Genomic DNA, 19,164 nt, shown 5'->3' with positions numbered 1-19,164 from the left:
GGCTCAGCTGGTGAGGCGGGCGGTCAGCATCTCGGCGATCTCGGCGGGCACGCCGGAATAGCGCAGCACCCGCCGAGGGCCGAGCCCGTAGGGCGGGCGGCCGCTACAGAGCACCGCGGCACGGCCGTACAGCCCCGGCAGTTCGGCGCCCAGCGGCACGTCGAGGGCACGTTCCTCGGCACGGTAGGCCAACAGCGGGCGGCCGGCCTGCAGGGCGGCAAAGTGCTTGACCAGGTTTGCGGCACCGATGCGTGCGGTGCCGGCGGCGACGTCCTCAGCGTCGCGGAACACGTACGTCTTGCCGAAGGACTCCAGCGCGTATGCGCCGGGCTCGTCCGGCCGGGGCTGCGCCACCCAGGCGGCCGAGCCGAGGTGGAACTGCTGTAAGGTGCGTGCCCCCGGCATGCTCACCCTAGGCAGCGCGGCCAGCACCTCGCTGAGCCCGGGTGTCGCGCCGAGGATCGCCGCCGCCGGCCGGGCCGCGACCGTGACGCCGAGTTCGGCGGCCAGCTCGTGGACCCGCTCGGCGGTCAGCCCACGCAGCACCCGCCGGCTCGGGCCTTCCGGGTCGGGTTGCACGTCGAGGCGGCCCGGCGTGCCGGCGATCGCGTCCTTGACCTCGGCGACGTACCCGGCGGGCCAGTAGCCGACCAGCAGGTACGAGCCATCGACGAGCTCGGCCAACGCGGACGGGGCGATCTCCCAGTCGTGCGGCTCGAGGGTTCGCGGGTCGCGGCGGACCTGCACGTGGCCAAGGGATTCCAGCGTACGGGCGAAGATGTGGGCGAACAGCAGCGAGCCCTCGATCTGCAAGGCGATTCGCTCGAAGGACGAGTATCCGCCGCCGCCGGCGTGCATCAGCGCATCCAAGCCGATGTCCCAGGTCAGCTTGCTCGGCTGCACGGGGGCGACCCGGCGGATATCCACGTGGTAGCAAGATTCGAGCTGGTCGCGCGCTTTCTTCTTGGCCTCGGCCGCCCACGGGGTGTTCAGAAAGCGCTTGACCAGGCCGCAGTGACGGCAGGTTCCCTCGACGGCCAACACCTTCTCCCCTGCGTAGGGCAGGTCCCAATGGTGCGCCGGGGTGACCAGGCACGAGTTCGGGTCGGGCGCGGTCAGCGTCGTCGCGGGCAGAGCCGCGCCGGCCGGCGGACGCGGCTCCATCCACCAGACGACCTGCGGCGCCGGCCGGCGCGGCGCGGCGTCCTCGCCGAGAACGATGACGCCGTCGACCACCCCCGCCGACTCCTCGGTGTATGCGTCCGCGCTGAGCACGCCCCGCCCGTGCTGGGCCCCGGGCAGGTAGGCGAGCCGGGTCGCGCGCGCCCACAGCGCCAGGTCAACGTAGTCGCCGGAGCGCAGGAAGAAGGGCAGCCGCTGGGTGGCGTCCTTCGCCCGGTTGACGAAGAGCAGGGCCTCGTAGTCGCCCTCGGCGAGGTCAGCGTCGGCGAGCGGGAACACCAGGGCGGCGTCGTCCGACTCGCGGGCGGCGATCACCTGGTCGAGGGCGATAGGCGTGGCATCGTCGAGGGCGTCGAGCGCCCCGGTGTCCTTGCGGATGATCTCTAGCTTGATGTGCTCCGCGGCCACGGCCACAGCGCGCAGCTCCGGGGGCGCCTGGACGGCGTACTTGCGCATCCGGCCGGGCAGCTTCATCCCTTCGGCGAGGGCGAGTTGCGACGAAACCGAGGGCTGCAGCACGTTGAGGTCGTCACGCAGCTTGGCGCGGGCTTCCGGCGCAAGCACCCCCAGCACCTGAACGTCGGCGAACAGGGTCCAATTCGGAGGCACGCCTTCCTGGCCCCCCGGGACCCGCCGGTAGCCGGGGCGAGCGACCTGAGCGAGCACGTCGTCAACCTCGTCGGCCAGCCCGTCCAAGGCGAAGACGATGCCGTCCCCGGCGAGCTGCAGCCGTTCGGCTTCGAGAAATTGCCCGAGCGCCTCGTCCTTGCGCATCGGCAACACCTGGCGCGGACGGCGCACGACGGGAGCCCCGCCGTCGGTGTCGGTCAGGCGCAGGACGCCGTCGAGGATGGAGGTCTGGGCCAGGTCCGCTGGGCGGTGCAAGCGGTGCCAGCCGTTGACGCCGGGCATGAAGTCGAGGACCGGTTTCTGGTCACCGACCGCGCTGGCGATCTGCAGGCGCCGCGGCTCGTCGTGGCCGGGCAGCTTGACCACCAGGCTGAACTCGACCTTGCGGCCGAACAGGTTGGAGCGGATGAGGGCGACCAGCCGGGCTTCGCCGCCCCGTGCACCGGCCGCCTGCGATCGGGGCGCGGCGTCCCGGTCGTTGCCGTCCCAGTTCTGCAGCTCGAGCGCGACGACGCTGGCGATCCGCTCGCGGGCGGTGGGCTGCCGGGCCCAGAGGGTGGCCAGGTTCCGGCTGATCGCCGGCGGCGTGCGCTTCATCCAGTCGTCGAGGTACGGCTCGATCTCGCGCGGCGTGACCTCCCGGCCGGGGTCCAGGCCGTACGTGGCGAAGAACCGGGGCAGCTTGCCGCGGTCGTGCTCGCGGACCAGGGCCTGCGACATCGACAACCCGACGTAGCGGTGCGACAGGGCCACCGCGGAGGGCAGCCCCAGCATGCCGTCCAAGCCGGTCAGCCACAGCCCGAGCACGTTCCAGAACAGCTCGACGTGCTGCCGGTACTGGGCGGCAAGGCGCTCCTTCTGCTGGGGGTCCTCCAGCCGCAGCAGCTGAGAGAGGGGGCCGAAGTAATTGCTCGCCGCCATGGTGACGTCGCTGCCCATGCGCTCCGCGGCCATGCTGAAGACCGCCAGGAGGGTCAATACAGGCGGCGCCGGCAGGTTCATCCGCTCGTCGCGTGGGGTCTGCTGCCACCGGCGCAGCCATTCGCGCGTGCGCTGCAGAGGCAGGCCGAAGATGTCGCTGTAGCGCGTGTGCAGCGACAGCACGCCGATTGCCGAGCGCGCCAGGGAGTCCCACACCTTGTCGGTGGGCAGTCTCAGCCGATGCCCGATGCGAGCGAGAGTGTCCTCGTCGAAATCCAGGTAGACCGGGAGACCCGCCATGTCCTGGGTGAAGAACACGTCTGCGATGGCTCGGTTGAAGGCGCTGTAGATCTTCCATCGATCTACCGGCTGACGTTGCATGTGCTGACCAGCTGTCGCTTCCGTATAGGCGGAATTGGACCTCAAAGTGTAAGGAAGGACCACGCTCTGAACAATGACCGTTCGCTCGCAACCATTTTGCTGGAGGCTGAAAATAGCCGGCAAGTTCCTCAGCTGTAGACACCACTGGGGCGGCGGAAGGTGTCCACCTGAAGGTGGTGATCAGGGCCAGCTCATGATATGGCCGCCGGCTCCACAGTGTCCTAATTGCGACGATATGCACCATGGGTCGACCTGACTCGGCAGAACAGATGATCAAGCCTGCCGCCGGGGTGGCGCGCATCGTCGACCGCGCGCCCCTATAGGCTCCCAGCGACGATCGACCGAGGAGGACGCGTGGAAGGTACGGCCATCCGGGCGGCGGAGTTCTTCGCCGGCATCGGGCTGGTGCGAACCGCCCTCGAGCCGCTGGGCGTCCAGGTCGTCTGGGCCAACGACATCAAGCAGGCCAAGTTCAACGCCTACCGCGAGAACTACCCGGACGCTGACAAGCACTTCAAGGTTGTTGACATCCGCAAGGTCGAAGCGACAGACCTGCCACCCGGAATAGACCTGGCAACAAGCAGCTTCCCATGCATTGACTTGTCGCTGGCAGGCAATCGGCGGGGCCTGGACGGCGCCCAGTCGGGGATGTTCTTCGAGTTTGCGCGAATCTTAGAAGGTATGCCGCGACGCCCGTCGGTCGTGTTGCTGGAAAACGTGCAGGGGTTCGCCACCAGCCACGGCGGCAAAGACATCGAACGCGCCTTCGAAAAGCTTTCCCAGCTGGACTATTCCCTCGACGTGCTCGCGATCGACGCCAAGCATTTCGTCCCGCAGTCACGGCCGCGCATGTTCATCGTTGGCATTTCCAAGGACAAGCTGCCGAAGAACGCCCACGTCGGCGGCCCGCCCCCTAGCGACGTGCGCCCGGCCTGGGTGACGGCCCTGCACGAGCGGCATAGCAGCACCTACGACATGCACTACCTGGATTTGCCGCCGCTTCCGGAAGGCCCCGAGGACCTCAGTGGGGTAATAGACCACGACGTCCCGGCGAGCGCCTGGTGGGACGCGAAGCGGGTGGAGGCATTCGTCGATTCGCTAAACCATGGGCAACGCAGCCGATTCGAGGCGCTGCGCGACGGGAACGTGATCTCCTACCGGTCGGCCTATCGCCGCACCCGGCAGGGGATCTCAATGTGGGAGATGCGCCGCGACGCCATCGCGGGATGCCTGCGCACGACCGGCGGCGGCTCTAGCAAACAGGCGCTTGTCGAGCTCGGCATGCGTCGCGAGCCGCGGGTACGCTGGATGACACCTAAGGAGTACGCGCGGCTCATGGGAGCCGGCAATTACAAATTGGTGGCGGGCACCCCTAATCAGCAGCTGTTCGGCTTCGGTGATGCGGTCGTGGTCGATGTCGTGCGGTGGATCGGACAGCACTACCTAATTCCGGTGCTCAGCTCCGAGACGACCGACGAAGGTTAGCCGTCCGGTGCCGCTGCCGCCCACCCCACCGCCGTCGTCGGCCACCAAGACAATGAAGGCCAATCGCAGCACCGGAACCAAGCCAGAGCTCGTGCTGCGGCGGGCGCTGTTCGCGGCCGGCCTGCGCTATCGGGTGAATCTGAAGGTGAGAGTCCCGGGCCGGACCGTTCGCCCGGACGTCGTCTTCACCCGGACGCGTGTGGCCGTGTTCGTCGACGGTTGTTTCTGGCATGGATGTCCCCAGCATGGGCGCATGCCGAGCGATCCGAGCGGCTACTGGCATCAAAAGATTGCCCGGAATCAACAGCGCGACAGCGCGGTTGACCAGGCGCTGCACGAGTCCGGCTGGCAGGTAGTCCGGCTCTGGGAGCACACCGCCACCGAGGAGGCAGCGGAGCTGGTCCGGGCCGCCATCGCCGGGCGATCCGGCGCGTAAGGTTGACGCAACCCGGCTGGGCGCAGGCCTCGCAGGCGGTCTGTGAATGAACCATTTTCATAGTGGGCATCGGGCGTCTTCGGCGGTTTGAAGGACGGGGATGGCCTGCACGATCGGGGTGGGGCGGCGGGACAGCAGCAGAGCTTGGTCAGGCTGTCGACGCGCCTCGGGCGCCCGGTGCTCACCAAGCCGACCTCGACCAATCAGCGCATAGCTGGGCAACATCCCCGACGGCGGCGGCTGGCGCTACGTCGGCCGCTACGCGGGCGGCAAGAACCGCAACGCCATTGCCGGCAAGCCGCGCAGCAAGCAAACAACCCGGTGATCGGCACCGCTTTCGTGCACACCGTGATCAACGACCACAGCCGCGTCGCCTACGCCGAGATCCACGACGAGACCGCTGACACCGCCGTCGCCGTCCTGCCCAGGGCAGAGAACTGGTTGAGCGACCGCGGCGTCGTCACCAAACGTGTGCTGCCCGACAACGGCAGCTGTTACCGCAGCCACGGCTCCTGGGCATCGGGACGGGCAGCCGGGCGCTGACCTGATCCTTGCGTGGCGGGGTCGGTGACAGACCAGCTTCGGTGGCCGGAGCAATCCCTTCTGTACAGGACGTCGCCCGACTGCTAAGCCATACGTATGCCTTCGGTGGATCTATCAGCTCTTCCCAAGTCGCATGCCAGACGCCTTCGGTGGTTCGAGGAACGGGCGGGGACCGTAACGGGATACCCCAGGCGCCTAGATGACGGCTCGTTCCTGGTCACACGACCGAAGGGCATCTACAAGCCTGAGGGGCAACCCTACGCCCTCTCGGTGCGCATCAACCTCGACAGCCCCTATAAAGACGGCAAAATCTTCGAGCGCAAGGACGGTACATGGTACTTCTCTTATCACCAGGAGAACCCTGACCCTTTGATGCGGGACAGGCAGTTCACGAACAGGGCTTTGATGGCATGCATCACGGATGCGATTCCGGTAGGAGTTCTTAGGGAACGCAAGGTCGGAAAGAGCGCCCCGTCTGAGTACGATGTGCTGGGCCTAGCCGTTCCGGTCTTATGGCAGGCAGGCTACTTCTTCTTCGAGGGCGTACGTTCGGACGGTGTTTGGCATTACGGCGATACCGCATCCGAGGTCCTGGTGTCTACCGCAGAGGCGCAGGATGAGTCGACAGGGGATGCAGAGCCGCCACCCAGCGACGAATACGACGCCCGGCTACGCGTGGTCCGCCAGATCCTCGCCCGCAGAGGTCAGCGAGCGTTCAGGATTGCTCTTTTGCAGGCGTATGGAGGGCGTTGCGCGATGACAGGAACTGACGCCGACGCTGCTCTCGAAGCAGCGCATCTTCACCCCTATCGCGGTAAAGAATCTAACGTGCTTCAGAACGGCCTGCTGTTGAGGGCTGATGTTCACACGCTGCTCGACCTGCGCCTACTAGCCATCGAGCCAGCCAGTAGACGGGTCCGGGTATCACAACGCCTCGAGAAGACGAGCTATCGGGAACTCGATGGGGTTCAGCTCGCAGAGCCCGCCGAACAGATTCAGCGACCCGCATCGGCGGTGCTGGAAATCCTCTGGAACTCGTTTCTTGAGGCGGAGAGCCAGTCATAAGGCCAGAGCGACTCGCACGGCAGGGCAAGCGCGAGGATCGGTGACGAAACGGGCCGAGTGGATGCCGACCTCCCCGCCAAGCGTGACCTGAAGGACTGAGCTGAGGGACGTCTCGTAAATCGGTGAGGGAAGTGCCCGTGATTGGGCGATGCTCAGGCGGTGAGGGCGATGTTGTGCAGATGGGCGATGCCGGAAGCGGTATCGGTCGATGTGCAGGTAGTGCGCCGATAGTCGCAGAGGGTCTTCCAGGTCCTGAGCCTGGCCAAGGCGTGATCGACCTGCTCGGACAGTGCGGTGCTAAGCATTAAGGTCCTCCTTCCAGCCCGGCAGCGCAGTGCCTTCGCGGGGCGTGCGGTAGGGGATATTCACCTCGGGGTTGCCGCGGTAGCCGCCGTCGACCATGACCGGCCGCCCGGCCAGCTTTTGTTCGATCCCCGAGTTGCGGTAGACGGTCGTGTCGTTGCGGTTGCCCGGCTGGGGCTCGCCGACGGCGATGACCAGGCTAGTGCTCGCGTCGATGGCCACTTGCAGATTGGTCGAGTAGCGGTAATTCTTGCTCGGTGCCACCAGGCTGTGGTCCCGGGTGGGGATAAGGGTGCCGTCGACGATCGCGATCTGGCCGAATGAGTGCCGGCGGACCGGTGCCAGGGCCAGCAAGGCCCGAGGGTGTCGATCATCCCGGTGCGCGGCAGAGTGCGCAATGACGTCGTGCAGTGGGATTTCGACCGATCGCCGAAGTTGGTGAGATTCAGGGACACCGGGCACCTGTAGCTGTACGGGTGCCCGGCATTCCGCAAGCTGAAGGTCGGACACGGAAATTTGACCGGAAGGAGGGGCTTCCGCACAAGGCGCTTCGGCTACCGTGCTTCGTGTCGAATCCCTATTGGATGGAGCCCGTGGCCGACATTTCGAGCAACGCAGACAGAGAGTCTGTCGGCGGCCCGCGGGCTGCCGACACTCTTCTCGCGACGATCGCAGCAGGTCGCGCTGTCCTTGTACTCGGCCAGCGACACAGCACCAATTGAGTTGCCACCCTTCGCTACCGACGCTCCCGTTACGAGTGGCCTTCGGCGGTCAGCAGTCCAGCCGAAGCAGCCCCACTCGGCACCATGCGGGGCATCCGGGCCGCGCCTGGCCGCTTCAGGACCTCAGGCCGGTGCTCGTTCGAGGGCCGGCGGGCGCTCCGCCTCGATTGCCTGCTTCAGGCAGCCGGCCACATCCGTGACGTGGTAGACCCGCTCGCTCGCCTCGATGCCGGCGAGGAACATCGCGTACACCGCGGCCAGCCGCAGCGCCGCGACCGGCCGCAGCAGTTCCACGGCCCGCTCCGGCTCACACCCCGGCACGCTCTCCCGCCACCGCGCACACCACTCGGCCACCACCGGCGCAGCAGCCGCGGGCTCCAGCCCTTCACTCAACCGCAGCACGTCGAACGCCGGATGCCCGACGAACGCGTCCCCCCAGTCGATGACGACCCGCTGGTCACCGAACACCCGCACGTTTCCCGGGTGCAGGTCTCCGTGCACCAGCGTCTCCGGCAGCCCGCACCGCCGCACCTCGTCGAGCCGCTCCTCAAGCCCTGTTAGCAGGAAGCCCACGGACGAGGTGTCATGCGCGGCCAGACGAGAGCGGATCCAACCAGCCAAAGAATGACCACGCAGGTCCGGCACCCCCGCCGCCACCAGCTCCGCCACGTCCGGGATCGACCGCACCTGCACCGGGTGGTAGTCGGCGGCCATCGCCAGCCGCTCGTCCAGCGGCGCCCCGTACCGGTCCTCGCCGGGCACGTGCTCCAGCAGCATCCGCCCGTCGCCGTCGTCGGCTAGCAGCGTCGAGGTGCGTCCTGGCGCGGCCCGGCCGAGCCAGCGCAGCACCGCGGCCTCGTGCCGGAAGAAGACCGGCACCTGCTTCAGCCAGGCCGTCCCGCCCGCGCCGTCGAGCCGCCAGATCGCCGACAGGTTCCAGGTGCGCTGCTGGGTGGCGGTCTCCGCCGGCCGGCCGAGCCGGCGCAGCTCCGCCCGCGCCCAGTCGAGGCTCCGCGCCGGGCCGCCGGGCTCGGCGTAGGGGGCGCGCAACGGGTCCGCGGTCAGTTCCACCTCCGCCGGCCGCAGCGGCGTGGTGGGCGGCTCGCTGACCTGTCCGAGGTACGTCACCGCGCCGCCGATGGTGCCGGTGTCGTCCCCGCCGAGCAGGCGGAGCACCTGTACGTCGGCGCCGTACCGCTCGCGCGCCTGCTGGACGACCGGGGTGATGTCCTGCCACCAGGGCGTGGGCACGTCGAACGACGGCAGGGCGCCCAGCGGCGCGCCGGCGGCGTCGAGCAGGACGAGGGTCACGGTGCGGCTCACGCCGGGACGCTATCGCCGCGAGACGGACCGCAGCGACCGGTTTACCCCGGCTGCCGCTCCCGCTGACCGCCATCCGGGACACCCGGCCCGACGCACGCACGGTTACGAGATCGACCACTACGGTAGTCATGACGCGGCGGATGGGAGCGTGAGTCCTGGGTGCTACGCATCAGCGTGCTCGGCCCGGTGCAGGTGGCCCACGGCGACAAGCCGGTACGGCTGGGCCCGAAGCTGGTGGAGCTGCTGGCCATCCTCCTGGTCGAGGCGGGCTCGGCGGTGCCGGCTTCCCGGGTCGTCGAGCTGCTGTGGGGCGCGGCACCGCCGGCCGGCGCCCGGGCCACGCTCCGCAGCCACATTTCCCACCTACGCCGAGCCCTGGACAGCCAAACGGGCCAGCACCAGCCATTGCAGACGGGAGACGGCCAGCACCACACACCGGAGCCGGGAACGAGCCGGCACGGCACGCGGGAGACGGGCGAGCCGGTCCTCAGCACCGTCGGCTTGGGCAGTGGGTCGGCCTACCGGCTCGACCTGCCGAGCGACACGGTCGACGCGTACCGCTTCGAGCGCTGGTGCGCCGACGGCCGCCAGCTCGTCGCGGCTGGCGACGCCGCCCTGACCGAGCGCGGGGTGGCGATGCTCCATGATGCGCTGGCGCTGTGGCGCGGCGCGGCCTTCGCCGACCTGGCCGACCGTCCGTTCGTCCGGCCCCGGGCCGCGCAGTTGGAGGCGGGACGCCGGGCGGCGCGGCGCGGCTACGCCGAAGGACTGGCATCGCTCGGACGGCACGCCGAGGCGATCGCGCAACTCTCCACCGCTCTCACCGACGACCCGTACGACGAGGGCGTACGCCGGCTGCTCGCCCTGGCGCTCTACGCCGAGCAGCGGGTGGACGAGGCGGCCGAGGTGTGCCGGGAGGGCCTGGTGCTGCTGGGCGAACGCGGACTGGACGCGCCGGAGCTGCAGGAACTGCAGCGGGACATCCTCCGCCGCGTCGTGCCGGCGCCGCGCGGGCCGGCGGAGCCCGCGAAGCCGATCCGGCCCTGCCTGCTGCCACCCGATCCGCCGCAGTTCGTGGGCCGCACCGAGGATCTCGCCGCCGCCCGCAGATTGCTCCTCTCCCCCGCCGACGGCTCGCCCACAGTACTGGTGAGCGGGCTGGCCGGGGTCGGGAAGACGCTCTTCGCGGTGTGCCTGGCCCACACCGTGCGCGGCGACTTCCCGGACGGCCAGTTGTACGTGGACATGCGCGGCTACGACCCGGACGCCACCCCGCTCGGCGCGGGTGCGGCGGTACGTGGCTTCCTCGACGCGCTCGCCGTGCCGCCGGACCGGGTGCCGGCGACCCTGGAGGCGCAGGCCGGGCTCTACCGGAGCTTGCTCGCCGGCCGGCGGGTACTGGTGGTGGTGGACAACGTCCGCGACGCCGAACAGGTCCGTCCGCTACTACCGGGCGCGGCCAGCTGCGCCACGGTGGTGGTCAGCCGCAACCAGCTGCCCGGCCTGGTGGTCGCCGAGGGCGCCCGGCCGCTGCGGCTCGACCTGCTCACGGAGGACGAATCCCGCGAGTTGGTACGCCGCCGGGTGGGCACCGCCCGGCTGGCCGGTGAGCCGATCGCGGTCAGGCAGATCATCGACGCGTGCGGGCGGCTGCCGCTCGCGTTGGCCATCGTGGCGGCCCGGGCGGCGAGCCATCCCGAGTTCCCCCTCGACGCGCTCGCCCGGGAACTGCGCGCCGGCGGTGGCGGTCTCGACGCGTTCGCGGTGGGCGGCGCCGACGTCCGGGGGGTCTTCTCCTGGTCGTACCACGGGCTGGCGCCGCCGGCGGCGCGGCTGTTCCGGCTGCTGGCGGCGCATCCCGGCCCGGACCTGACGGTCGCGGCGGCGGCGAGTCTCGCCGGGTGGCCCGTCGACGAGGCACGCGCGGCGGTGCGGGAGCTGGCCTCGGCGCACCTGCTGGTCGAGCACGTCCCGGGTCGGTACGTGCTGCACGACCTGCTGCACGCGTACGCCAACGAGCTGACCACCGACGACGGCGGGCGACCGACGGCGCTGCGCCGGGTGCTCGACCACTTGCTGCACACCGCGCTCGCCGCCGACCGGCTGCTCTGGCCGCACCGGGATCCGCTGCCGGCGCCCGCTGCCGCGCCCGGCGTGCGGCCGGAGGTGTTCGCGGACCGCGACGCGGCGCTGGCCTGGTTCACCGCCGAGCATCGGGTGCTGCTCGCCGCGCTCGACCGGGCCGAGCGCGCCGGCCTGGACGGACACGTGTGGCGGATCGCCTGGGCGGCGGCCAACTTCCTCGCCCGGCGCGGGCACTGGCGGGACTGGGTGCGGGTCGCTCAGGCCGCGGTGGCCGCGGCACGGCGGCAGGGAGACCGGGCGGCCGAGGCCGAGGCGCACCGGATCCTGGGCGGCGCCCACGTGCGGCTGCGCGACTTCGACACCGCGCGGGACCACTACGGGCGGGCGCTGGACCTGTTCGGTGCGCTCGGGGACCTGGTCGGGCAGGGGTTCACCCGCCGCAGCCTCGGCTGGCTGTGCGAGCAGCGGGGTGACGTCCGCGATGCGCTGGGGCACGACCTGGCGGCGCTGGAGCTGTTCGAGCGCGCCGGGCACGAGCGCGGAGTGGCCAACACGCACAACTCGGTGGGCTGGTGTCACGCGCTGCTCGGCGACCACGAGTCGGCGATCGAGCACTGCCGCCGCGCGCTGGCCCTGCTGGAGCGGCTCGGCGACCCGGTCGGTACGGCGGGCGCCTGGGACAGCCTCGGGTACGCCTACCGGCAGGTCGACCCGCGCGCGGCGCTGGCCTGCTACCGGCAGGCCCTTGGGCTCTACCGGCAGCTCGGCGACCGGATGAACGAGGCGGTCACCCTGCGCCAGCTGGGCGAGACCCAGCACGCCGGCGGTGACCCGAGCGGCGCGCGGGAGTCCTGGCGGGAGGCCCTCGAGATCCTCAACGACCTCGACCATCCGGACGCCGACGGGATCCGTGCGCTGCTGCTCGAGGCGGCCACGTCGTGAGCCGCTGGTGACGGCCCGAGGGCCGGCCCGGTCGGGCCGACCCTCGGCGGTGCTCAGCTCGCCGGCGGTGTCCACCGCAGGCAGGTGCTGTGGTGCTGCTCGAAGCGCTGCTGGAACGGCGCGGCGAGCGGGTGGTTGCGCAACGCCACGATGTTCTCGTCGTTCTGCCGCAGCGCCCGGTAGGTGAGGTTGTGGCTACCCGTGTAGAGCGTCGACTGGCTGCCCCGACGGATGATCATGAACTTCTCGTGCATCGGGACGCCCCCGGCCTCGGTGTAGCCGCACAGATGCACGGGCATCGCGCGGGCCAGGTCGACCAGGGCCTTCATCGGCGGGCCGGCGTCGTGCGGCCGACCCGAGGTGGCGCCGGTGACGATCCGCACCTGGCAGCCGCGGTTGCGGGCCGCCTTCAGCTCCCGCACCACGGCAGCCCGCTGGATCCGGAAGTTGGCCAGGTCGATCCGGGTACCGCCGGAGCAGGTGGTCGACTTCAGCAGGCTGGCGATCGGGTCGTTGCTGGCGCTGCCCGGGGTGCGCCCGGCGGCCTCCCGCCGGGGGAACGTGTAGAGGCGGTGCGCGCCGACAGTGGTCGTCCGGCCGTAGTTCGGATTGTTCCGCCCGGAGCTGCCGTACCGCATCAGGTCGTTGAAGTAGCTCAGGTAGGCGTTGTACAGGCCGGCGTGGCTGACGGTGATGGCGTTCTCGTACGCCCGGTAGTGGTCGAGGTTCGCCGAGGAGACGTAGAGGACGTTGCCGGCCGTCCCGCCGCCGGCCAGCCGCACCCGGGAGATGGTCATGAACTTGTCGTGCAGCAGCGGCGGGTTGTTGAGCGGTGCCGCCCCGGTGCGGCTGGTGACGCAGCCGCGGGTGGACTGACCATCGGAACGCCGCTGCCCGCAGGCGACCACCCGGGCGGTGGGGATCGCCTTGAGCGCGTTGTAGTGGGCGGTCCCGACCTGGCTGCCGTTGATGACGATCCGCACCCGTACGCCCCGCGCGGCGGCCGAGCGCAGCGCGTCGACGATCTCCTGGCGGTTGAAGAAGTAGAGGGTGAGGGAGAGCGTCGCCCCCGGTGCGGCGGCGTTGATCAGCCGGGTGACGTGACCGGCGACTCCGGCGTGCATGTCGCTCTCGGTCTTCTGGTTGAACCAGGCGTAGTTGCGTACCTCGGACGCGGCGATCGGGACCGCCGCCGCCGCGGCGGCCGGCGCCTCCGCGGTGGGGTTGGCCGCGCTGGCCGGGGTGATCGGCAGGGACAGCGCCGTCGTCGCGACGACCGCCACAGCGAGGCCGCGCAGGCCCACGCTTCGGGTCATCCGGCGCTCACCTCCCCGGCCAGGCTCACCAGCGATTCGATGTGCATACCGTGCCTCCCCGTACTGGTGGCCAGCGGCTGGCCCCCGTCGGCGGCGCCGATGCCGGTGTCCGTCCCGAGGGTCGGAGCACCGCCTTCGGGCCCCACGATCCAGCCGCTGGTCGGTGGCCGGGACAGGTGTGTTGCGGTGCACCCTCCCGGATTGGCGACCACGATTGCAGTGCGGCGTGGAAGCACCGTGGAAGCGGCGTGAAAGCACGGGCGGTTTCGGCGGCAGCACTATCGTTCTGTCGGTGCAGCAGACTGACGGACAGCCCGGACCGGTCACCGCCGACGACGTGCTCCACGCCGTCGACGCGGCGGTCACCACCCTCACCCCGGCCCTCGACCGGGACTGGCACGTCCCCGCCGGCGGCCTGGAGTGGACCTGCTGGGAGACCGTCGAGCACGTCGCCGACGACCTCTTCACGTACGCGATCCAGCTCGGCCCGAGGCGACCGACGCCCGACACGCACGTGCCGGTCGTCTACGCGGCCAGCCGGCCAGGCGGCCCGGCGTCCACCATCTACGCCGAACCGGCGGCGGGGCCGGCGGGCCTGCTCCAGGTGCTGGAGGGGTGTGGCGCGCTGCTGGCGGCGATGGTCCGCGCCACCCCGCCGTCGGTGCGCGCATACCACCCGGACGGCGCGGCGGACCCGGAGGGTTTTGCGGCGATGGGCGTGGTCGAGACGCTGGTCCACCTGCACGACGTGGCGACGGGCCTTGGCCTGCCGTGGCAGCCGGACGCGGCGTTGTGCGCCCGGGTGTTGCACCGGCTCTTCCCCGCCGCGCCGACCGACACCGAACCGTGGCCGACGCTGCTCTGGGCGACCGGCCGGGGTGAGCTACCGGGCCACCCTGCCGTGACCGGGTGGCGGTGGGAGCCCACGCCGAGGACCGACCAGCACGAGGGAGCCTGACGGTGGTCAAGCCCGGCGGTTCCGGCCAGGGTGAGGACGACGGCGAGGGAGGCGACCCTTCGCCGGTGACCACCACGGCCATCGGCGGCGCGCTGCTCTCATCGCCCACCCAGACCAACGGCGCCGCCAGCGCCCCGACCACCGACTGGATCGCGCCGAGCAGCGCGGCGGCCATCCCGGCCGGTGGCGTACCGGTCGGGGGCGAGTGCCATGCCGTTCGGGGTTCGAAGACTTTCCTCAGAGTTTCGGGGCGAGTTGGCGTATCAGGGCCTGCATGCGGGTGCGGTCCGCGGGGCGGGACGACATCTGCTTGAGCCCTGCCGCCGCGGGCGACCCGAAGAAGCGGTGCAAGACGTTGGCTGCTTGACGACCGGTGACGCTGACGGGCCAGTCAGCGGCGCGCAGTCCAGCCGCATGGCCGGCGTTGGCGAGGCGCCACAGGTCGACCGCATCCTTCGCGGTGAACCGTCCGCGATACGCCAGCGCCTTCAGGCAGAGCGCGGAGGTCACGTCCGGAAGCGGCACGCGTATGGCGAGGCTGTCGCGGTTGGTGAGTTGCACCCGGAGATCGATCAGCTCGGCAGGGCGGTGCAGGGCAAGCACAAGGCCGGGAATCTCGTCGACGACCAGGCCACCGTGCCGCTGGTTGGGCACCAGCGTGCCCTGGTAGGACGGAGCCAGGATGTCGACCACCAGGCTGAGCTGCCCGCGAGAGTCCGTGTGGTCGCGGCCGAACCGGTTGGCAGCCTCCCGGGACTGGTAACCGCGGTCGCGGAGGGCGGCCGGCAGGCGGGGGTCGCCGATCACGGTGGGCAGGGCGGCGAAGTCCGCGTCGGCCGTCTCCCGCATCGGCACCTGATCGGCGACCCCGTGAGCCGCGACGAGCAGGGTGACCATGTGGCCGCCGACGATGCGATAGTCGAGATCGAGGGCAGCCGTGAGGCCGGCCAGGTCAGCGAGAGTCAGGAATCCGGCGTCAGCGGCCCGGCTGGTTGATGTCAGCGAGACCGGCCTCGGCGTTGGCGGCGTGGGGTCAGCCGACGTCGGTGGAGTCATGCGGCGGTTCCCTGCTCTTGGTGACGGCGGCGGATGAACTGCCACACCCGGTCCGCCGCTTCCTCGCTGTCCGGACCGGGAGTACGGCATACGTCCCAAAGGATCTGCAGTGGGTCGGCGAGCGAGAGCGTGGCCGGCGAAGGGCAGGACGGCTGCGCCGCCGGCCACAGGCCGACGTCCCGAGGCACGGTGAGTTCCAGCGTGGCCTCCTCCTCGCCTGCCGGAACGAAGCCGGCGCCGGCCAGGTCGACGCCAGCGTGGGCGTAGAGGACTGCGCGCACCGGCGACCGCCAGGGAGCGATGACGTCGGCGGCGACGTCGCCCGAGACGACGGGGCCCGACCCGGCATGTCCGGTCGCGATCATCTCGGCGACCGTACTGGCCTGCTTCACCGGCGGATCAAGGCCGTACCAAAGGGTCCGGAGCCCGCCCGGCCCGGGATAGGAGTCCAGCCACCAGCGCAGCGCCGCGTCGATGTCGTGCACCGTCCAGCCTGACGGCTCTCGGCGCGCGAAACCCTGATCCGCCAGCGCGCGCAGGGCCTGCGATACCCGGGGCTGGGACACACCGACAAGGGCGGCCAACTCTCGTTGGGTGGCGTACGGGCGCTCGATCATCCGGCGAACGAGCGTGAAAGCGCCCCACGGCACCGGACCGGGACGGGTGGACCGAGACGCCACGCCCTGGCGGGCGTTGAGCTCGACCCGCTCCGCACCGACTCGCAACATGCCCGCCACCCGCTGGTCGGCGTCGGTCAGCCAGGACCAGCCGAGGGCTTCGATCGCGGCGCGAACGGCAGGCGTGGCCGAGGGCACGACGATGAGGCACGGCGTCGGGTGGCGGTCGGCCAGCGCGGCGACGTCGCCGGGCGTCAGTGGCGTCGGAGACCTGACGACGGTCAGCACAGCCATGGCGTCGCCGTACCGCAGCTCCAGCTGATCGGGGCCGCGCGGGACCAGCGTCAGGCCGACACCGACCAGTTCCCGCCACGCCACCGCCGATATAAGCATTATCCGCCCTCCTCAGATAACACTTATACACGCCCGAGGCCGGCCGCGCCCGGAAGCTGTCCGGACTATGGACGTCGTGTTCCGGCCCGCAGAGGTCCCGACGGACATGCGCCGATGAACTGAGACACCGCCCCTCCCGGCAGGACCTGGTTAACGGCGGTCAGGGCCGGCGGGTGCGGGCCAGGGTGAGGACGACGGCGAGGGCGGCGACCGCCGCGCCGGCGACCACCACGGCCATCGGCAGCGCGCTCCCCTCGCCGCCGAGCCCGACCAGCGGCGCGGCCAGCGCCCCGACCACCGACTGGATCCCGCCGAGCAGCGCGGCGGCCGTCCCGGCGTGCGCGGCGTGCCGGTCCAGGGCGAGCGCGGTGCCGTTCGGCGTCACCATGCCGAGCGATCCGACGAAGGCGAACAGCGCCACCGCCACCAGCGGCAGGCTGCCCAGCAGCCCGCCGGTGAGCACCGCGGCGGCGGCCAGCACACTCACGACCAGCGCGCGGACCAGCAGCGGCCGGGGGTCGAAACGGTCGAGCAGCCGGGCGTTGAGCTGGCCGACGGCGACCAGGGCGAGCGCGTTCACGCCGAAGAGCGCGCTGAACAGCACGGCGGAGACGCCGAAGACGTCCTGGAAGACGAAGGACGACCCGGAGATGTAGGCGAACAGCCCGGCGAAGGCGAGGCCCTGCGCCAGCGCGTACCCGAGGAAGATCCGGTCGGTGAAGAGCGCGCGGCCGGCGGCGGCGGTGGCGGCGAGGCCGCCGGTGCTGCGCCGGCCGGCGGGCAGCGTCTCCGGCAGCCGCCACGCGACGGCCGCGGCGAGCAGTGCGCCGATCACCGCGAGCGCGACGAAGACAGTACGCCAGTCGCCGAAGCGCAGCACCAGGCTGCCGAAGGCGGGGGCGGCCATCGGGGCGATGCCGAAGATCAGCGTGAGCCGGGAGAAGTACTTCGCGGCGTCCCGGCCGGCGTAGAGGTCGCGGACCACGGCGCGGGCGACGACCACGCCCATCCCGCCGGCGAAGCCCTGCGCGAACCGCGCCGCGGCCAGGGTCTGCGCCGACGGCGCGGCCGCGCAGGCCAGCGAGAGCAGGGCGTACGCGGCGACGCCGGCCAGCACCGGCCGGCGGCGCCCCCAGCGGTCGCTGAGCGGGCCGGTGATGAGTTGACCGAGGGCCATGCCGACCAGGCAGGTGGTCAGCGAGAGCTGGATCTGCGCCTGGCTGGCGGCCAGGTCGCGGGTCATCTCGGGGAACGCCGGCAGGTAGGTGTCCAGGGAGAGCGGCCCGAACGCGGTGAGCGTGCCGAGCAGCACCAGCACCACGACGGCGGCCCGGCCGGTCGGCGCGGCGACGCGCTCGTCCGGGCGTACGGGCGGCGCGATGGTGTGCGGCATGGTTGTCCCCTCGGTGGCGGATCGACCCGGTTACGATAGCTCTGGACACAGAGCTTTTCCCGGTTGGAGAGGGCGACTTTGTGACGGACGAAACGCTCGATCGCCTCGGCGCGGCCCTCGGCGAGCTGCACCGGGCGCTGCGCCGGCGGGCCATCCAGCGGGCCGGCCGGGTCGCCCTGCCGGACGCCCAGGTGGAGGTGCTGCGCCTGGTGCAGCGGCAGCCGGGGGTCAGCGTCCGGGAGGCGGCCGAGCGGCTGAGCATCGCGCCGAACACGGTCAGCACGCTGGTCGGCGAACTGACCGGCGCCGGCCTGTTGAGCCGGGAGCGGGATCCGGCCGACCGGCGCAGCGTCCGGCTGGAGCTGACCGACGCGGCGCGGGAGCGGATCGCCGCGTACGCCCGGCACCGACGGGACCTGCTCAGCGCGGCGCTGTCCGAACTGGAGGGATCGGACCGGGAGGCGGTGCTCGCCGCCGTACCGGCGCTGGGCCGGCTCGTCGACCGGGTGACCGAGCAACGCTGAGCCCGGGCCGGGGCGGCGCCGGGACTCAGCGGGGTGGGCCGGCCAGGATCCGTTCCCGGGCCGCGTCCACGCCGCCGCGCCACCAACCCATGGCCTCGATCCACCAGGTCAGCCCGGCAGCGGCGTAGGGCGCGATGCCCCGTTCCGCGTCCTCGGGCGACGTCCAGCCTTCGAGGACCACGTCGAACCCGTCCAGCGACCCCCGCTCGGCGGCGACGAACCGGACCGCGTCGGCGAAGTCCTCGACCGGCACCGGAACGTCCCGGCCCGCGTCACGGAACGTCGCCACGATCCCGTCCCACCGGGCGGAGCGGCGGAAGCCCGGGCGGTTGGGCCATCGGCCGGCGCACCAGACGGGGATGCGCGGCTGCTGCACCGGCGTCGGCAGCATCCGCACCCGCTCGCCCGAGGGCATGGTCACCTCCCGGCCCGACCAGAGCGCCGTGAGCTGCTCCAGTGACTCGTCGAGGCGCCTGCCGCGGGCCCGGAGGTCGGGGTCTTCACCGAAGGCCGCGTACTCGAGGTCCATCGACCCGATGCCTGCCCCGAAGACGAGCCGGCCGGCGGAGAGTATGTCCAGGGTGGCCGTCTCCCGCGCCACGATCTGCACCCGCCGTCGGGGCAGCGCGGTCACGAGCACGCCGAGTCTGATCCGGGAGGTTCGGGCCGCGATCGCGGACGCGACCACGACCGGGTTCACCACCGGCCAGTCCGGGTCGTGGTAGAGCACGTGGTCCCAGAGGAAGACGGCGTCCCAGCCCCGCTCCTCGGCCGCGACGGCCAGCTCGACCAGGGTGGCGGCATCGGCGAAGGGCCCGACGTTGGGTAGACCGACGGCGAATCGCGGCATCGCGTAACCCTAGCCAGGGTCCGCCTCGCATGGGAGCCA

Annotated in this window: 13 protein-coding genes and 2 pseudogenes; 7 read left to right on the top strand and 8 right to left on the bottom strand. The window is 71.1% G+C overall.

Translation table 11 applies throughout. From position 1 onward, the window contains the following. Window positions 1-3: 3 nt before the first annotated feature. Complete coding sequence (locus tag AC1WTP_RS18005) at window positions 4-3,177, bottom strand: hypothetical protein (protein WP_481650416.1); 3,174 nt, start codon at window positions 3,175-3,177, stop codon at window positions 4-6. A gap of 291 nt (window positions 3,178-3,468) precedes the next feature. On the opposite strand from AC1WTP_RS18005, the gene AC1WTP_RS18000 reads away from it, so the two are divergent. From AC1WTP_RS18000 to AC1WTP_RS17985, 4 genes and pseudogenes are all read left to right on the top strand, one after another. Then, complete coding sequence (locus AC1WTP_RS18000; protein WP_481650415.1) at window positions 3,469-4,599, top strand: DNA cytosine methyltransferase; 1,131 nt, start codon at window positions 3,469-3,471, stop codon at window positions 4,597-4,599. Between the two features lie 7 nt (window positions 4,600-4,606). After that, complete coding sequence (locus AC1WTP_RS17995) at window positions 4,607-5,035, top strand: very short patch repair endonuclease (RefSeq protein ID WP_481650414.1); 429 nt, start codon at window positions 4,607-4,609, stop codon at window positions 5,033-5,035. 217 nt (window positions 5,036-5,252) lie between these two features. After that, window positions 5,253-5,542 (top strand): annotated as a pseudogene (locus tag AC1WTP_RS17990) (IS481 family transposase); the annotation flags it as partial. Window positions 5,543-5,848: 306 nt separating this feature from the next. Continuing rightward, entirely contained in the window at window positions 5,849-6,643 is a 795-nt protein-coding gene (locus tag AC1WTP_RS17985) for an HNH endonuclease (RefSeq protein WP_481650413.1), read from the top strand. A gap of 152 nt (window positions 6,644-6,795) precedes the next feature. On the opposite strand, the pseudogene AC1WTP_RS17980 reads toward AC1WTP_RS17985, so the two are convergent. Both AC1WTP_RS17980 and AC1WTP_RS17975 read right to left on the bottom strand, forming a co-directional pair. Beyond that, window positions 6,796-7,345: pseudogene (locus AC1WTP_RS17980) on the bottom strand (transposase family protein); the annotation flags it as partial. Window positions 7,346-7,791: 446 nt separating this feature from the next. Then, window positions 7,792-8,991, bottom strand: coding sequence for a phosphotransferase family protein (locus tag AC1WTP_RS17975; RefSeq protein WP_481650412.1), 1,200 nt, complete (start codon window positions 8,989-8,991; stop codon window positions 7,792-7,794). A 159-nt stretch (window positions 8,992-9,150) separates the two neighbouring features. Here AC1WTP_RS17975 and AC1WTP_RS17970 point away from each other — a divergent pair, with 159 nt between their 5' ends. After that, the gene (locus tag AC1WTP_RS17970; protein ID WP_481650411.1) at window positions 9,151-12,018 is read left to right on the top strand and encodes an AfsR/SARP family transcriptional regulator; all 2,868 of its coding nucleotides are present in this window, start codon (window positions 9,151-9,153) and stop codon (window positions 12,016-12,018) included. A gap of 53 nt (window positions 12,019-12,071) precedes the next feature. Here the strand turns inward: AC1WTP_RS17970 and AC1WTP_RS17965 are convergent, their stop codons facing one another. Next, window positions 12,072-13,334: a phospholipase D-like domain-containing protein gene (locus AC1WTP_RS17965; protein ID WP_481650410.1), complete on the bottom strand. Its 1,263-nt coding sequence runs from the start codon at window positions 13,332-13,334 to the stop codon at window positions 12,072-12,074. A 292-nt stretch (window positions 13,335-13,626) separates the two neighbouring features. Between AC1WTP_RS17965 and AC1WTP_RS17960 the strand changes: the two genes are divergently transcribed. Then, window positions 13,627-14,292 carry a hypothetical protein gene (locus tag AC1WTP_RS17960; RefSeq protein WP_481650409.1) on the top strand — a complete coding sequence of 222 codons (666 nt, stop codon included), beginning with the start codon at window positions 13,627-13,629 and terminating at the stop codon, window positions 14,290-14,292. 237 nt (window positions 14,293-14,529) lie between these two features. Here the strand turns inward: AC1WTP_RS17960 and AC1WTP_RS17955 are convergent, their stop codons facing one another. From AC1WTP_RS17955 to AC1WTP_RS17945, 3 genes are all read right to left on the bottom strand, one after another. After that, the gene (locus tag AC1WTP_RS17955) at window positions 14,530-15,348 is read right to left on the bottom strand and encodes a nucleotidyl transferase AbiEii/AbiGii toxin family protein (protein WP_481650408.1); all 819 of its coding nucleotides are present in this window, start codon (window positions 15,346-15,348) and stop codon (window positions 14,530-14,532) included. Beyond that, complete coding sequence (locus AC1WTP_RS17950) at window positions 15,345-16,358, bottom strand: MarR family transcriptional regulator (protein ID WP_481650407.1); 1,014 nt, start codon at window positions 16,356-16,358, stop codon at window positions 15,345-15,347. Before AC1WTP_RS17950 ends, AC1WTP_RS17955 begins: the two co-directional genes overlap by 4 nt. 160 nt (window positions 16,359-16,518) lie before the next feature. After that, window positions 16,519-17,751 carry a multidrug effflux MFS transporter gene (locus AC1WTP_RS17945; RefSeq protein WP_481650406.1) on the bottom strand — a complete coding sequence of 411 codons (1,233 nt, stop codon included), beginning with the start codon at window positions 17,749-17,751 and terminating at the stop codon, window positions 16,519-16,521. 80 nt (window positions 17,752-17,831) lie between these two features. Here AC1WTP_RS17945 and AC1WTP_RS17940 point away from each other — a divergent pair, with 80 nt between their 5' ends. Beyond that, the gene (locus AC1WTP_RS17940) at window positions 17,832-18,275 is read left to right on the top strand and encodes a MarR family winged helix-turn-helix transcriptional regulator (RefSeq protein ID WP_481650405.1); all 444 of its coding nucleotides are present in this window, start codon (window positions 17,832-17,834) and stop codon (window positions 18,273-18,275) included. A gap of 25 nt (window positions 18,276-18,300) precedes the next feature. Here the strand turns inward: AC1WTP_RS17940 and AC1WTP_RS17935 are convergent, their stop codons facing one another. Then, on the bottom strand, window positions 18,301-19,125 hold the full coding sequence (locus AC1WTP_RS17935; RefSeq protein ID WP_481650404.1) for an LLM class flavin-dependent oxidoreductase: 825 nt from the start codon (window positions 19,123-19,125) through the stop codon (window positions 18,301-18,303). Window positions 19,126-19,164: the final 39 nt, after the last annotated feature.

It is taken from the genome of Micromonospora sp. R311, assembly GCF_056780015.1.
Note: the sequence above shows the minus strand (reverse complement) of the source record. Positions and strands in the feature narration are given on the sequence as shown.

Coding starts and splice junctions, on each gene's coding strand:
- AC1WTP_RS17955 (WP_481650408.1), bottom strand. CDS start 15,348: ATGACTCCACCGACGTCGGCTGACCCCACGCCGCCAACGCCGAGGCCG.
- AC1WTP_RS17965 (WP_481650410.1), bottom strand. CDS start 13,334: ATGACCCGAAGCGTGGGCCTGCGCGGCCTCGCTGTGGCGGTCGTCGCG.
- AC1WTP_RS17950 (WP_481650407.1), bottom strand. CDS start 16,358: ATGCTTATATCGGCGGTGGCGTGGCGGGAACTGGTCGGTGTCGGCCTG.
- AC1WTP_RS17945 (WP_481650406.1), bottom strand. CDS start 17,751: ATGCCGCACACCATCGCGCCGCCCGTACGCCCGGACGAGCGCGTCGCC.
- AC1WTP_RS17935 (WP_481650404.1), bottom strand. CDS start 19,125: ATGCCGCGATTCGCCGTCGGTCTACCCAACGTCGGGCCCTTCGCCGAT.